General features: G+C 50.8%; 8 protein-coding genes. 1 reads left to right on the top strand and 7 read right to left on the bottom strand.

Going from position 1 to position 16,928, the window contains the following annotated elements; translation table 11 throughout:
- Window positions 1-26 precede the first annotated feature (26 nt).
- The 7 genes from sov to ruvB form a co-directional block, all read right to left on the bottom strand.
- Entirely contained in the window at window positions 27-7,241 is a 7,215-nt protein-coding gene (gene sov, locus RQM65_RS12665; RefSeq protein ID WP_314015499.1) for a T9SS outer membrane translocon Sov/SprA, read from the bottom strand.
- A 181-nt stretch (window positions 7,242-7,422) separates the two neighbouring features.
- Window positions 7,423-8,004 (bottom strand): Holliday junction branch migration protein RuvA, encoded by a 582-nt coding sequence (ruvA, locus tag RQM65_RS12660; protein WP_314015497.1) that lies wholly within the window; start codon window positions 8,002-8,004, stop codon window positions 7,423-7,425.
- 231 nt (window positions 8,005-8,235) lie between these two features.
- Window positions 8,236-10,530, bottom strand: a complete 2,295-nt coding sequence (locus RQM65_RS12655) for an NADP-dependent malic enzyme (RefSeq protein WP_314015495.1) — start codon at window positions 10,528-10,530, stop codon at window positions 8,236-8,238.
- 272 nt (window positions 10,531-10,802) lie between these two features.
- On the bottom strand, window positions 10,803-11,720 hold the full coding sequence (gene queG, locus RQM65_RS12650; protein ID WP_314015493.1) for a tRNA epoxyqueuosine(34) reductase QueG: 918 nt from the start codon (window positions 11,718-11,720) through the stop codon (window positions 10,803-10,805).
- Window positions 11,721-11,743: 23 nt separating this feature from the next.
- The gene (locus RQM65_RS12645; RefSeq protein ID WP_314015491.1) at window positions 11,744-13,120 is read right to left on the bottom strand and encodes a cytochrome P450; all 1,377 of its coding nucleotides are present in this window, start codon (window positions 13,118-13,120) and stop codon (window positions 11,744-11,746) included.
- Window positions 13,121-13,292: 172 nt separating this feature from the next.
- A complete protein-coding gene (locus tag RQM65_RS18940) occupies window positions 13,293-13,394 on the bottom strand; it encodes a DUF433 domain-containing protein (protein ID WP_432279848.1) in 102 nt (33 codons plus the stop codon).
- A 76-nt stretch (window positions 13,395-13,470) separates the two neighbouring features.
- The gene (gene ruvB / locus RQM65_RS12640) at window positions 13,471-14,493 is read right to left on the bottom strand and encodes a Holliday junction branch migration DNA helicase RuvB (protein WP_314015489.1); all 1,023 of its coding nucleotides are present in this window, start codon (window positions 14,491-14,493) and stop codon (window positions 13,471-13,473) included.
- A 129-nt stretch (window positions 14,494-14,622) separates the two neighbouring features.
- Here ruvB and RQM65_RS12635 point away from each other — a divergent pair, with 129 nt between their 5' ends.
- On the top strand, window positions 14,623-16,923 hold the full coding sequence (locus RQM65_RS12635) for an acyl-CoA dehydrogenase family protein (protein WP_314015487.1): 2,301 nt from the start codon (window positions 14,623-14,625) through the stop codon (window positions 16,921-16,923).
- The last annotated feature ends 5 nt before the right edge of the window (window positions 16,924-16,928 follow it).

Here is a 16,928-nt window from a genome sequence, read left to right as displayed (position 1 = left end):
AGGGGAAATTGCAAGCACCGAGACCATTAGTTCCCAAAATTATAACGGAGGGTGAATCCTGCATTGATCGTAGTCTGAGGGAAGGCGGTGGAGACCGCGAATTGGGAGAAGGAATGGTCGTAGAAGAACAGGGCGTTCAATTGTTTGGTCAAGGCGTAATCGGCAGTAAACTTGATCGACAGCAAATTTTGCCCTGAAGTGATTTGGTTATTGTCGATATCGAGGTTTCTAATGATAGTAATATTGTCGCGCAGGGTAACGTCGGCCTTGAGGTTCAGGTCGCCTTTCAAGCGGGTCTTGTTGCCCCCGATGTTCGTAACAAACTGAACATCCTTAAAACGATAGCCCATTCCCAAGGTATATTCCTTTCCGTTGACCTCGGTCATCAGGTTGTTGTCGAAACTCAATGCCAAGGTACGGTTCGACCGCATTTCGGCCAAAATGCTGACAGAGTTTTTCATCTCGAAATCGACCCGCATCAGGGGATTGAACTCGTCGTTCAATACCACGTTGTTCAGGATCAGGTCGGATAGTAGGTCGCCGGACTCCGGGTCGGTTGCCGGCAAACCGTCGTTCTGCAACTGTGCTTTCTCCAGATTGGTCTGAAAGGAATTAATACTGTAAGCCGCCCGATATCCATGGCTTAGGGAAAAACGCTGGAACTTCTCTTTAAACCAGTTGTTGCGCATCAGGCCCGTGTACTTGATATTCCAATTGGGGATGGGAACCTGCCGAAAAGCATCCAGATTTACCCGCGCGGCGTCCTGGCCGGTATAGGCGGCGAAAAACGCCGGCAACAGTACGTCCTGCTGCGTCTTTCCGTAAAGCTGTGGGAACCCGTCCTCATCCAAATCTCCGGGAGACTGCCCCCGGTCGGTGACCAAGCGGTTCGCAATAGTGATGCGATTCTGTTTGAACTGCTGGAAGTTATCGGAAGTGAACTCGTCGCTCTTACTGAAAAAGGTGCCTATCATCATCGTGGAGATACTGAAATTGCCGTAGTCGTTGCCCAACTGCACGAGATACCGGTTGTCTTCGGAAATATCGAAACTCTCTTGATAGCTGCTTGAAAATTGCCGGTCCGCGGTTAGATCGATGGTCAGGTCCCTGATCGGTACGGCCGTGGCCGTGATGTTCAGTTGTTTGTTCGTATTCTCGATATATTGTTCGTTGAACTCGCCAAAACTGGTCAGCCAGCCCTTTCGTGCCGCATTAAAACGGACGTCGGACTGGCTACCGAAGACAAAGCCCAGTGAAGGACGCAACGAGCCGACAAAGCCGACGGATTGGGTGTAGCCTGGAAGTACCTTGCCATTATTCTCACTGTAGTTTACATTGACCCTTTTGACCATGGTCAGGATGTCAACCGCGGTATTGAATAGGCCGCTGGTCTTCTTTTTTATTCTTTCGGCACCCCCTTCGGAGTTTCCCGCATTGGTCCTACTAGCCGGTGCGGCATCCTTGCCTCCGCCCCTTCGCTTTTTGAGTCCGATCAGGTTATAGAACCTGTCCATCGTCAGATTGGCCGTCAGGTTGTGGGTACTGGCATTCTGCACGGTATTGATATCCTGTCCGGCGACCTCGCGGAGTGCATCGCCCCCGCGCTGCCAGTCGAAATTGCTGGTATAGCTATATTGCGCGTTGATGAAATCGAGGGCGGGGATTTTACTGAAGGGAATTTCGTAGTTGAGTTCCAACTGCTGGGCATGCCGGTTGGGTTCGCCCAGGTTCCAGAAACCGTCCCAAAGTCCTAAAGTCTCATCGATTCTTTGTCGTCGGATGCCCTCATCGTCCGTAAAATCCTCATAATAATTTCGCACGATGTGATTGTTGCTGGCAGTCAGGTTCAGGCGCAGCGATTTGGTCAGGGCGTAATTCACTGCATACTGCCAGTTGAACAGGTAGTTGCGCTGACGTAGGGTCGGGAGGTCCAACTTATCGACCCCCTCTTCTACCACGTCTCGGAAACGCTGTTGGTTAAACTGCCGATTGAAATTGGAGTTGACCGATACCGTGGTCGGCAGCAGATTCAGGTTCAAATCTTTGAGCCATTGCCAGTAGGCTCCGGTGAACAGGGAGTCTTTTTTGGCGAAAGGCGCCACTTCAAGGGGTTCGAACGCATGGTTGTAAACAAAACCCGTCTTGAGGTCTTTATCGGTAAGGGCGGCAATCTCAAAATCGCGGTGGTTGGTCTCATTGTAGGAATAATTAAAGGTAAAGTTCTCGATGTCGTAGAAATTGGCCTCGGCCTCTTCCCCCCTGTCCTTACGGACCCCGATAAAGTTGATGCTGGTGCGTTTGGTGTAGTCCTCCGCCTGTTCCTTAATGTCGTCGGGATCTTGATTGCTATCGGGACTTTCCGCGGCGGCAATGCGATCGTCCAATTTAAGGTCGTCGTAGACCGGATCGAATTCAGGGGTAATGATCTGTTCGGATATACCATAATTAAAGGGAATCTGGATGTTCCATTTCGGGGGAAGCAACTGGCCCACGTTCACATTGGTGACCAGGTCGTAGGAAATCGCATCCTCCCGGGCCCGTTCATTGGGCATTTGATCGATGGCTCCGAAACCTGAGGTACTGGTGCTTCCCGTGGCGGAAATATCGGCAAAATCGGCGATATTGGCATCCACGGCGGCAATAGCGGCCCATCCACCTTCATTGTCCAGCCCTACCAAACGAAGTTCGTTGAACCAGACCTCGCCCCGTGCCGGTACATTGGAGGCGTTCTTTACCCCGACCATCATACTCCGAATGCTTCCCAATGAAGGGTTTCCCTTGATCCCGATCCGCAAGCGTCCGGGCGTACGCGGGGAGAACTCGTCCACCGCGACCACTTCTCCCCCGTTCACCTCAAAATAACGGATTTCACTAAGGTCGTCCCCCGCGATCCAAACGGACTTTACCTTGTTCAAGTGGTCGAGAACGACCTCCATTTCGTTATTGCTGGGCCAAACAGCCTCCGCAGAACGGGAATTGAAGGCGGTGAATTCCAAGGGCAGTTCCAGTTGGTAGAAATTTTGCGAAAAATCGGTACCTATCCTCAGAAAACCGACCAAAGGGTTTTCGATATTGTAAATGTCGCCTTCCAGGATTTTTTCGGCGTGGATGAACATCTTCAATTTTTCATACTGCCGCAAATCGATGTTCAGGTTCTTGAACACTCCGCGCGCATCTTGAGGCTCGAGATTTTCGACGACCAGGGAAAGGGCCTGCTCGTTTTGCTGGATGATCGTATTGTTGTTGTTCAGTTGCTCTCGGCGAACACCGGGGGGAAGCACATAGGGAATCGGAACACGGTTCTCGTTCTCCTGGATGTTGACGGCATTGACATCCAACGTGGTACCATCGTCGTTCGGGTTCGGATCGTCCGTTTCGAGGGATTTCACATACGTGCGCCAATCGCCGCGTACCAGATCAAGGGTAGCGAAGCGCAGCACCACGTCGCTGTTAAAACCCGTCATGTACATACGCATCGTGCTGATCGAACGAAAATCGGCAATGCCCCCGACGGCGTCATTAAAGTCGCTCAAGGGAATCTTGTACTGTATCCAACGGGTACGTACCGTACTGCCATCGGGAATGCGATTGCCCGAAAGCACCAGCGAGTCGCGGATGTCTGTAACGTACTTATCGTTGATGTTCGTATTCGGTTTTATAGGGATGCGGTATTCGTAGTAACTGTTTACCGTGTTCATGGTAAGGTTGCGATCGATGTCCTCCACGTCGGGAAGGGTGGTAGAACCCCGATTGTCGTTATCGACCTGTACGGGAGAGTTGCCTTGGGTATTGTTGTAGTTCAGGTAGCGGTTCAGGATATTGCCCTCGCGCTGTAGGAAGTATTCATAATTATCGGATGCGGGATCCGGTCCTTCGCCATAGATGGCCGCCTCTTCCGCATCGTCAAGGCCGTCGAGACCCAGATCTTGCTGGGCACGGCCCGCCTCATCGACATCAAAAGCGTAAATCAAAGCTTGGGTCGCAGGTACCGGACCCCAAATGGGATCGGCGGGCTTCACGCCTCCCTCCCCATCGATTGGCAACCCATTTTCGTACTGTTTCAGACCGTCGGCCAGGATGTCCTCGGTAATATTGCCCATATTAAGCACAAGTTCCCCCGCGGTGGTGGCCGTGCCTTCAAGATAAGGATCCATCACCCAGAACTGTACGAACTCCACGTTCGCCTGCTCGAAATTGGTACTGCTCAGGGAGCGCATGATACCTCCCCATTTTTGGTCAGGAGACACCCCTTCAAAATTTTCATTGGCATTATAGGGGCCCTTGGCATTGGGGTAGTACGCCAAGTCGAGCGTGGTCTGCTGCCGGGTCTGGCCCTGGGCCACCTCGACCTTGGGGAATACCTCGTCGATAAAAATGCGTCTGGTGGCGTTGGTAGAGATATCGCTGTCACTAATGCTCGATGGCCGCTGGTTGGAATAGAATACGGGATCAATGGTGTACCAGGCCAATTTGGCCCTTTGAAACCCCGTTTCAAGGCCTTGTTGATCGGGACTGTCCAAAAATTCCAAGGGCGTACTGGCCATGGCCCAACCCAGGGAAGAACGGATGTCTATTAAGGCCTGGGCTCCCTCGAAATCGTCGAGATAGGTCGTGGTTTCGCCCTGAAAGTCCGCATTCTTGGGGGAACCCGGCTTTAAAAGGGCCACCTCGCCGCGTACTGAAACGTTGGAGGGCACGTCAGTGTCGATGTTGGGCAATTTATTGACCATTCGGGTCAGAAAGGGGACCTCGGTGGAAAAAATACCGTTCATACCGAATACCGTATTGTTGACCGGCTCGACCCCGAAGTTGGATTTCTGGGTCAGGGGCCGTTCGTTCAGGTTCAACAGCGTAGCGCCCAATACAAAGTTCTTGTTGAATTGGTGCTCGACGTTCACGCCGGTAAATCGCCGGGTCTGTTGTCCGAATACCGCGTTGTTCTCAACGGAAATATTGATCGGCGTGTTCGAGGCTTCCAGACTGGGATCCAAAATCTGCACCGTACCAGCCTGGTAATTAACGGTATAATCGATTCCTTCCTGTAGTTGCCTACCCCCCGCCGTCACGCGTACCGACCCGCGCGGTACGTTAAAAGCCCCGATGGGGATTCCGCCACTTCCTTCGGACTTGTACCTTCCCTTTAAAATAAACTTATCTTTCTCGGGATCCTGCAGCGCTGCCGATTTGGTCAGCTCGTACATATCGCGGAACACATATTTTTCCTGATTGGGATTGTAGGAGCTCTCGTCGCTATAATCCCCATCGCCCAAGCGTCCGAAGAGGTATTCGCCAAAGGGCTCGACCTTGGTAAATATGATCTGTCCGTTCTGGGTATCGACCGTGATCCCGGGGATAAAATCAAAAAAACCATCCCCGCCGGGCTGTATGTCATTGTAGGCGTTCAACCGGTCAAAATTGAAGACCTCGAGAAGAATGCGCTCTTCCAAGGGTTTTCCACCATCAGTCTGTTCGGGGAAGTCGGTAACGGGAGTAATGTAGTTTCTGGGGGTGGGATTGCTATAGAGAATGTTCATCTTGAAATCCTCTTGGCTCAACCGGTATGCCCCGGTAGCATAGATGTTCTTCATCATCAGATCCCAGATCGGATCGGAGACATTGGTGATATTGCTTTTCAGGAGCTTAAGGACCAGCGTGTTGTTATTGATTACCGGATTATCAAGGTCGCCTCCGGTAACGGTCACCGCATCGATACCCCCATTGGCGAACTCCCCTACCTGATAGACCTGGCCGTTATAGGTATATTGAAAGGCCACGGCCAATACCTCGTCGTTGCTCAGCCGCTGGTTCAACGACAGATAGCCCAATTGGGAGTCAAAGGTAAAGTCTCTTCCCTGCTCCAATTTGCGGGCATATTCGAGATAGGCATAATCGAAGCCCTGGTTGGGCTGGTATCCGGTCACGTCAAAACCCTGTTTGACGGTCGAGACATCGCGGATGGCCGGGGTCAAGGCACCCCCATTTCCAATCAAGGCGGGATCATAATCGTTGGCACTGTTTCTGGGCAGCGCGTTCGGGAAACCTCCCGTATTCGCGTTAAAGAAATCGGCGGTGACACCGGCGGGGGCCGAGGTACCGATACGGGTAGGGTTTTGCCCCCCTGCGGTCAGGGGGTCGTATTCCCCCAAATCTTGAATTCCGACAATATTCCGCACATTTAAGGTCTGTTGGCTGCGATTGGTCACCCAGACCTCAAGCCGTGTAACCTGCACCTGGCTTCTTATGTAGGGATAGTTGACCAGGGCATCATCGTAATTATCCCTAAAATACTGGGCGAGAAAAAAATGTTTGTCCTCATCATAGTTCAAGGCCGTCACCGAAAAGTCATTGATGGTCCCACCGCCCTGCGCCACGACGGTGTTGGATTGGGATTGCTGTTCCGAAAAAACTGCCGTCACCTTGGTCTTCCCGAACTGCAGCTGTGTTTTTACCCCGAAAAGGCTTTGGGCCCCGGTAATCAGAGAGCTGTTGAGCGGCATGTTTACGTTCCCGACCTCGATGGACTGAATGATATCGTCTTCGGTGGGGGTATAATCCAATTTAACGATGTTCTGAAAGTCGAAGGTGGCCTCGGTATCGTAATTGGCAGTTACCTGTAGGCGTTCGCCGATTTTACCCAACATACTAAGGCTGATACGCTGGTCGAAATCAAAAGACGTGTTGGTCCGGTTCCGGGGGGATAAAGCGGGATTGTCATTTTTCTGCCAGATGACGCCTAAATCCATTGCCACCGAGCCTTGGGGAATGATCTCAATGGCGTTGCCGCCGAAAACGGACTGAAACCAGTCTTTGTTCACATAAAAATTGGGGAGCAGATTTTTCCGCGCCTCCTCACTACCTTCCTTTTTTCCCGAAAACGCATCCGATTTTTCCTTGAAATATTCTTTGATGCCCTCTTGGCGCACCAGTTCGAAGTACTGTTCAGGGGTTAGGATGATGGGATATCCGATATCGAAATCGCCTACTTTTTCGGAGTAAACGTACATGTCGAGTTTCTCGTCGTATATGTATTTAGAAACAATACTCTCGGGATTTTCCATCTTAAGCCTTCCCAGCGAAAAGCCCGTCTTCACGGAGTCGACCTGAACAGAATCGACCTCCTGTCCGTTCGCTTTCCCTTTTTCCCCTTCGTCCGTCTCCTGAGCCAGGGATACTCCGGCTACCATGACGAAAAATAGGGACAGGAAGGTACGCTTAAATAAAGATTTAAGATTTGAACTCATTTAGGGTCATTGTTTGGAACCGAGAATTTCGGCTGTCGTGCCCTAATGAAGTCTTTTTTGAGCAGCATAGCAATAGCTACGATGGGAGAAAAAGGCAAAATTAGGGTGCAAAATGCGGAATTCGCAGGTAAAAGAAAAACTCTAAATGAGTTCACAAGTTTGGCCCCGGTTTTCAAACGTGTTACAGATTTTTGAGCGCGAATTTTATGATATTCTCCACGCTTAGCGAAGGCTCTTGGCGTAGTACTTTGTCCACCACCTTTTCGGCAGAACGTCGAGCAAAGCCAAGCACCTCTAAAGCAGATAACGCTTCTTCTTTATTTGTATTGTTCGCAGCAGCGGAAACTTCGTCAATATCGAAGACTTTGAGAATTTTATCACGCAGGTCGAGAATGACCCGTTGCGCCGTTTTGGCCCCTATGCCCTTAACGGATTGAATCGTAGCCGCGTCGCCCCCGGCAATCGCATCGCGGACCTGCGCGGGGGAAAGGGACGAAAGCATGGTTCGGGCGGTACTGGAACCGATACCTGAAACGGATAGCAATAGCCGAAAAATCTGTCGTTCGGCCCTTTCGGCGAACCCGAACAGGGTGTGGGAATCTTCCTTGACCTGTAAATGGGTAAAAATACTGACGTTTTCGCTGTCGGTCAGTTTCGAGAACGTATGCAGGGAGATGTTCACAAAATAGCCCACCCCTGCACATTCGATGATGATGTGAGTGGGGTTTTTTTCTACGAGCTTGCCTTTTAGGTGGTGGATCATTGTTTAAAGTTAAAGTGTCAGGCTTAAGTTCAGGTGTCAGGTTCAAGTGCAAGGTCAAAATTCAGGGGACCCCGGATTGGCTCATAGTATACGCCGGGCTTCGACCGGTTCAAAGTGTGAGATCATCCTTGAACCTTGAACAGCTATGAAATAGCGATTGAACCTTAAATTTCCGGTGCGTACCACATAAACCGGGCCGCTGCTACAGCTCCCGACCGCAACTGCCACCTGCTATTGTCCGCTCCGCGCTTTTCTCCGCTTCTCCCGTTCTTGGGCATCGATGACCGCTACAGCGGCCATATTGACCATTTCATCAACACTGGCGCCCAATTGTACCACGTGCACCGGCTTTCGGAGCCCTAACATTATGGGGCCGATGGATTCAGAGGCATTGACTTCCTTTAAGAGTTTGTACGTAATATTGGCGGATTCCAAATTCGGAAAAATCAAGGTGTTCACTTTCCTCCCCGCCAATTTGGAAAACGGAAACTGCCTCTGCAGCATCTCTTTGTTCAGGGCGAAGTCCATTTGAATTTCCCCGTCCGCTACCAATTCCGGATGGCGATCGTGTAAAATCTTGACCGCATCGCGGACCTTTTTGGCATCCGGATGGCTCGAGGACCCGAAATTCGCGTACGACAATAGGGCGAGAACGGGATCAAAGCCAAAGGCCTTGGCCAGATTTGCTGTCATCTGGGCGATTTCCGCTATTTCTTCCGCATTGGGATCGATATTGATCGAGGTATCGGCTACGAAAATCGGGCCCCTATCGGTGATCATAATGTTTACGGCAGCCGCCTTTTTGACGCTGGATGACTTCCCGATAACCTCAAAAATAGGCTTTACTACGGTGGGGTATGCCCTGGAGTATCCCGAAATCATACCATCGACATCGCCTTCCAGCACCATCATAGCGCCAAAATAATTGCGTTCCCGCATTTTTATACGTGCGCTATAGAGGGTAGAGCCTTTGCGTTGCCGAAGTTTGGCATACTTATTTGCGTACTGGTTGCGCCTATCGTTAAAGGCCTCATCGTTGGGATCGACTATTTCTATGTCATCATCGAATTCAAGCTCCTTTTTCAGTTCGGAGATAATTTCTTTGTTCCCCAAAAGCACGGGAACGGCAATTCCCTCTTCGTGTACAATTTGGGCGGCTTTTAACACATCGAGATGATCGGCCTCCGCAAAAACGATTTTTTTGACATTGCTCTTGGCCCGGCTGTGCAACAGGCGTACCACTTTATTATCGTTACCCGAACGAAGCATCAGCTCTTCGCGATATTTGTCCCAATCCTCGATGGCTTTACGGGCCACCCCGCTTTCCATAGCAGCTTTTGCCACGGCTGGGGGAATCTCGTGGATCAGGCGCTGATCGAATGGTTTCGGGATGATATAATCGCGGCCGAAGGTCAACCGGGTCTCGCCGTAAGCAATATTGACCTGTTCCGGAACGGACTCCTTGGCGAGATTGGCCAATGCCTTGACCGCTGCCATTTTCATTTCTTCATTAATGGCAGTAGCTCGGACATCGAGGGCCCCGCGAAAAATAAAGGGAAAGCCCAATACATTGTTCACCTGGTTCGGGTGATCCGATCGACCGGTGGCCATGATAATATCCGTGCGCGTATTCATGGCAAGATCGTAATCGATTTCAGGATTGGGATTGGCCATGGCAAATACAATCGGGTTTTCCGCCATGGAATTTAGCATCGCCGGAGTGAAGATATCGGCAATGGACAATCCGATAAAGACATCGGCATTTTCGACGGCCTCGGCCAGGGTGTCAATTTTTCGATCCGTCGCGAATTCCGTTTTTGCCTTAGACAGGTTTTCGGCATCCTTTCGTATCACTCCTTTGCTGTCGAGCATGACGATGTTTTCGGCCTTGGCACCGAAGGCTTTGTACAACTTGGTACAGGAGACCGCGGCCGCTCCCGCCCCACTGATCACGATTTTTACATCTTCCATTTTCTTGCCCGCCAGCTCCAGCGCGTTCAATAGGGCCGCCGAAGAAATGATGGCCGTGCCATGTTGATCGTCGTGCATCACAGGGATGTCGAGCTCCTCTTTCAAACGTCGTTCGATCTCGAAGGCTTCCGGAGCCTTGATGTCCTCCAAATTGATTCCGCCAAATGTCGGCGCGATCATTTTTACGGTCTGTACGAACTCATCGACATCCTCGGTATCGACCTCTATGTCCATTCCGTCGATATCGGCAAAAATCTTAAAAAGTAGGCCCTTCCCCTCCATCACCGGCTTCGACGCCTCGGGACCAATATTACCTAAGCCCAACACCGCCGTTCCATTGGAAATTACGGCCACCAGATTCCCTTTTGAGGTGTACTTGTAAGCGTTGTCCTTATCCTTTTCTATTTCAAGGCAAGGTTCGGCCACCCCGGGGGAATAGGCCAGTGCCAGGTCACGCTGGGTGGCATAGGGCTTGGTGGGTACGATCTTGATTTTGCCCGGTTGGGGTTTGGCGTGGTAGACTAAGGCTTCCCGGCGTTGTTTCTGTTTGCTCATGGAGTTCAGGTGTTGGGTTCAAAAAAACAAATTTAGGGGAAAAGGTTCAAGGTTCAAGGTTTAATGTCCAGTTTGCAGACCAAAAGTGTACGGGATGTCTAAAAAACGAGGTTCATATTGAAAAAATGGTGGCCCCTTAAAATAGGTTTGCCCGGATTCATAGTGAAGTTTGCTGCACAATATTCAGGGTAAGGTGCAGGTAGCCGAGGTCGTTTGTTCCGCTTAGCTCTCGGTGAGGTTTGGTCGGTTAGGCCCTCTTTATGGTTCCGGAATCATTTCAAAAAATCGATATTTCGTTTTAATCCCGAAAACTTCGTCCGTTTGACGGCGGATTTCTTGAATATTTTCCGAAAGACATCCTCTGTGATTTCTTCCCAATCTTTTTTGGTCATATCCAGCAATTCGGGATGGGGATTGAAAAGGGGTTCGGAATGTGGTTTCGAAAAACGGTTCCAAGGGCAGACGTCTTGGCAGATGTCACATCCAAAGGCCCAGTCATGGAACTTGCCCTCGAACTCGGCGGGTATTTCGTCTTTCAGTTCGATGGTGAAATAAGAGATACATCTACTGCCATCGACCACATAGGGTTCAACGATGGCATCCGTGGGGCAGGCATCGATACAGGCGGTACAGGTACCGCAGTGGTCGGTAACGGGTGCATCGTATTCCAGTTCAAGGTCAACGATCAGTTCGGCGATAAAATAGAACGAACCCACCTGTTGGCTAAGCAGATTACTGTTCTTTCCGATCCATCCCAGTCCGCTTTTGGCCGCCCAGGCCTTGTCCAAAACCGGGGCGGAATCGACAAATGCCCGACCGCTGACCTCCCCGATCTCCTCGGAGATATATTCCTGCAATAGGCGTAATTTAGATTTGATGACGTGATGGTAATCGTGCCCGTAAGCGTATTTAGAGATTTTATAAGTATCGGACCGCTGGGTTTCTTCGGGATAGTAGTTCAGGAGCAGGGAAATAACGGATTTCGCCCCATCGACCAACAACCGGGGGTCCAGGCGTTTGTCGAAATAATTTTCCATGTAGCCCATCTTACCGTTCATATCGTTTTTGAGCCAGGCTTCGAGGCGTGGGGCCTCTTTCTCTAAAAAATCGGCCTTGGAAATACCACAGGACAAAAAACCGAGGCGCTTGGCTTCGGATTTGATCAATTCGGCACGGTGCTGTACTCCCATAATTCGAAGGTAAACAAACCGCGTTAACGGGCAACGAACCGCAGTATTAAGTTTTTCGGCCTCAGCGACACCAGCGGGTCGAGTTGCAGCTCGTCCATGTCCGCCTCGAGACTGTATTTTTTTAGGATGCTCGCCACGGCCATGACCATCTCGTACATGGCAAAATTATTGCCTACGCACATGCGCGGGCCGGCCCCGAAGGGATAATAGTGGTCGGAATGGTTCTTTTTAAGCTCCGCTGCAAAGCGTTCGGGTATAAAATCCTCGGGACTCTCCCAGTATTCCGAACGGTGCAGCTCATACATCGACAGCAGCCAAGTGGTGCGCTTTCCAAATTGGCGTCCGTCGATTTCGTCCTGCTTTAAGCTCACGCGGTCGATGATATACACCGGTGGATAAAGCCGCATGGCCTCTTCGATACATTGTTGGGTGTAGGATAATCGGGACAGTTTTCCCATGATATCGTTCCCTATGAAATTGACCTCCGCAGCTTCCCGATAGGCCTTTTGCTGTATCTCGGGATGCTTGGCCAACAAATACAGGGTAAAGCTCAGGGCGTTGGCCGTGGTCTCATGCCCGGCCGTAAACAAGATGAGCAATTCGTCGAGCAGTTGTTGGCGCGGCATTGACGTACCATCCTCATACTTGGCCTGTAACAGCATGTCGAGCAGGTCGTCATTTTCTTCCCCACCGGCCAAGCGTTCCTCGACGATTTGGTCCAAAATCGCACCGGCATCCTTGGAAAGCTGTAAATGCCGCTTAATATCCCCGTTCAGATAAAACCACCATTTCAGGTAGGGCCTGCGCATTTCCTTGATCAGCATTTTTTGGTTCAATACGGTAATCCGCTGTAGTTTTTGCATCCGCTCGCGAATATCCTCCGCGCTGAACAAAGACTTGGCCACGACCTGAAAGGCGAGGTCGCCCATCATCGGCAGTACGTTTTGGACCTTGCCCGGTTCGATACGCCCGATTTCATCATGTACGGCAGACCACATCACATCGAGCAGCCCTACCAGCTTTTTCTTATGAAAGGCCGGCTGTACCATTCTCCGATGTTTGCGCCAGTGCTCCCCGTTCGAGGTCAAGAGTCCCTGCCCGATGTATTTGCCCAGGTCTTTGGTCTGAAAAGGGGACTTATGATAGTTTTTATGGTTTTTTTGGAGGATGTATTTAATGGTATCGGCATTGCGTGTAAAGATAACTTTGTACCCCGCGCCCAATTTCACCATAAAGGTGTCGCCCAGTTGTTCAAAATTCTCATGGTGGAAGGGCAAAGGATTCCGGAAAATGGAATTTTGATGTTTGAGGATGTCTATTTGAGAGACCGAAGGAACAGGATCCTTTGAGGAAGCGGAGGATTTTCTGGGAGCGGTTTTGTTATCTGTCATCTTTTGCATAGGTGCCCTGTTAAAATCTAAAGTATTGTTCTAGTTTTGGCAAAATCAAAAATCTCCAATATGCCTAAGTGTTCCGTGGTTTCGAGCTTCATTACCTGCTCTTGATGCTCTTCCAGCAATTTAGCTACCTCACGGGTAGATTGGTTTCCTGGTACGTCATACCGGATGCCAGCTATTGAAGAATATCGGAGACGGCAATGCGTATTTCATTTATACAGGGCTTTCCAAATCGTATTTCGGGGGTTAATGATATAAGTTGTTTAAACGCTTCCATGTACCTGTTTCTTTTAAGCAAAGAGAATGAAGTGATGTAAACTTTTCCCTTACCTGTGATTTTCACAGTTTGCACCTTAAAAAAGCCCCGGTTGCGCCCCGCCCTTGATTCGCCCCAGGTGTTTGTAGGCCAGTTCGGTAACCTCACGGCCTCGTGGCGTTCGCATGATAAAGCCCTGTTGGATCAAAAAGGGTTCGTACACTTCTTCGATGGTCTCGGCACTTTCCGATACGGCGGTGGCCAAGGTCGTAAGCCCTACCGGGCCGCCCTTGAACTTATCGATGATGGTGGTCAGTATCTTATTGTCCATTTCATCGAGGCCATAGGCATCGACGTTCAACGCCTTTAGGCTGAACTGTGAGATATCCATATCGATACTGCCGTTACCCTTGATCTGGGCAAAATCACGGACTCGTCGTAAAAGCGCGTTGCATATTCGTGGGGTACCACGGCTACGGCCGGCAATCTCGATCGAGGCGTCGTTGCTTATGGGTACGTTCAGGATATCGGCACTGCGCTGAACGATGGTCGATAACAATTCGGTATCGTAATATTCCAATCGGCTGGTAATGCCGAACCGGGCCCTCATGGGGGCGGTCAACAATCCCGATCGCGTGGTGGCGCCGATTAGGGTAAAGGGACTCAAATTGATCTGAACCGATCGGGCGTTGGGTCCGGTCTCGATCATGATATCGATGCGGTAATCTTCCATGGCGGAATAGAGGTATTCCTCTACAATGGGACTCAGCCGGTGGATCTCGTCGATAAACAGCACGTCGCGTTCCCCGAGGTTCGTCAGAAGTCCGGCCAAATCCCCCGGCTTGTCCAACACCGGGCCGGATGTGATTTTGATGCCCACCCCGAGCTCGTTGGCCAGTATATGCGCCAACGTCGTCTTCCCAAGTCCCGGAGGGCCGTGGAAAAGGGTGTGATCCAAGGCCTCTCCCCTTCGATTGGCGGCCTCGACAAAAATCTTGAGGTTTTCCAAGACCTGCGCTTGGCCCGTAAAATCGTCGAAACTGATAGGCCGTAACGCCCTTTCGATATCGAGTTCGGTGTCGGAGAGGTTTTCTCCGGTCGGGTCTAGGTATTCGTTCATAGGATAGCAAAGATAGGGAAAAAGTGACGAGACCGCTGCGCAGAGCGGACCGCTAATTTTAGGAAACCCAACCGTTCCGGTTCAGGCCGGTAGGAATTATTATTTCCAATAAAATCGTAATTTCATCCCATGCAAAGACAATCCTATCCCCCTGAAATTCTTCAGTACATCCCCTTTTTCTACGTCATCTGGTCCGACGACCTGATTACCGCCTCGGAAATCAACGTGGTAAAATATGCCATCAATTCCGATAACAGCCTTAACGCGGCACACCGCGAGCTACTCCTGTCATGGTCCAAGCCTGAAAATCCACCGGAAAACAGCCTTTTGAAAGAATGGAAGCAAACGATTTCGAGTTCACGGGTCAAACTGGTCGAAAGCGACACCTACCCCCTAACCTCTTTTAGCCAAAATCTGGTCTGTCTTTACCATGAGGCCTGCCCCTTTAACGATCAGCTCAAGCATATCGAGACGAACCTGGGCATTCAGCCGAACCACTACGGACACCTTTTCGAGGTGGACATTCAGCGTTCGAGTGAGTCCAAATACTACAGCGCTTCGGAACTGGACGGCATCCTTAAAGGGGAACACGCCGAGCTGGTGGACGGCTTCCGCTCGGTAACAAAGGATGCTATTTTTGAGTGGAACATCCATAGAAACAAGTCCGAATTCCGGGATATCGTACTGGAACAAGTGAAATTTTTGGCGGACAAGGGCTACGGGACGACCGCTTACCCGGAAGCCGTTGGCGGGCAGAACGATATGGAGGGCTACGCGCACATCTTTGAAAACCTGATGTACGTCGATGGCAGCCTGACCATTAAATTCGGGGTGCAATTCGGACTCTTCGGGGGCAGTATCGAAAAATTGGGTACAAAAAGACACCATGAGAAATACCTTAGGGATATCGGCTCTGCCGAACTTCTCGGCTGTTTTGCCATGACGGAAACGGGACACGGATCGAACGTGCGCGGTATCAAGACGACCGCCACGTACGACCGGGCCTCCGATAACCTCATCATACATACCCCCGGAAAAAACGATAATAAGGAATATATTGGCAACGGCCTGCACGGTACCATGGCCACTGTGTTCGCCCAACTCATCGTCAACGGAAAAAACGAGGGCGTACACGCTATTTTAGTCCGATTGCGCGACGAGCAGCAGCAACTGATGGAGGGAGTAAAGATTGAGGACTGCGGGTATAAATTAGGACTGAACGGCGTCGATAATGTTAAAATTTGGTTCGATCAGGTTTCCGTACCCCGCGAAAACCTGCTAAATAAGCATGGCGAAATTACCACCGAAGGCCAGTACCGTTCGAAAATCGAAAATCCCAATAAGCGCTTCTTCACCATGCTGGGCACGCTGGTAGGGGGCCGTATCTGCGTGGCCCGGGCGGGGTTGGGCGGGGCGAAATTTGCCTTGGCCGTTGCCGTAAACCACGCTTTAAGGCGACGACAGTTCAACGATAGCGTCAAGGTGCAGGAAGACCTTTTGATGGACTACCCCACCCATCAACTACGGTTGACGCCCTTGGTTGCAAGCGCCTACGTCTATCACATCACCTTGGACAAAATGATGGCGTCGTACTGCGACGACGCCCGGCCCGACAAACGGGTCATCGAGACCAAGGTAGCCGGACTGAAAGCCATCATCACCTGGTACGCCAACGATTGTATTCAGGAATGTCGCGAGGCCTGCGGCGGCAAGGGATATCTGTTGGAGAACCGGATAGCGGACCTTAAGGGCGACGTCGATATTTTTACCACCTTCGAGGGCGACAACACGGTACTCAGCCTGCTGGCCGCCAAAGGGGTACTCTCCGATTTCCGTTCGGAATTTAATAGCGCGGGATTTACGGCAGTGCTGAAAATACTGGGCATACAGATCAGCGACACGCTAACTACCATCGACCCCAGGTATAGCAACAAGGTGGATGCGGATCATCTGTACAATCCGAAATTCCATAAACACGCCTTTAATTATCGTACGCAACGCCTGACCTACACTTTGGCCATGCGTATTCGCGATTACATTAAAAAGGGAATGCCTCCGTACCAAGCTTTCTTAAAGGTACAGACCCATTTGCTGGCTCTGGGAAAGGCATTTAGTAAAGAATTGGCCTACAATGCCTTTGCCGATTTCGTCAACGAAATGCCGGAAGGGAAGAACAGGGGGCTTTTCGAAAAATTGGGTGCGCTCTACGCCCTGCACGAAATCCGCCGGGATGCCGAGTGGTACTTGGAACAAGGCTATCTGGGAGGCACGAAATCGAAGGCCATACGACAGCGGGTCGAACGTCTCTGCACCGAGCTTAGGCCGCATATCGGGGTTTTGGTATCCGGCTTCGGAATTCCAGCGCATTTGATGACCGCACCGATCGCATCGGAGGATTGGAAAATAGACTTTAGACTTAATGTTCCTTAATAATC

This window comes from Pricia mediterranea (assembly GCF_032248455.1).
Taxonomy (GTDB): Bacteria; Bacteroidota; Bacteroidia; order Flavobacteriales; family Flavobacteriaceae; genus Pricia; species Pricia mediterranea.
Note: the sequence above shows the minus strand (reverse complement) of the source record. Positions and strands in the feature narration are given on the sequence as shown.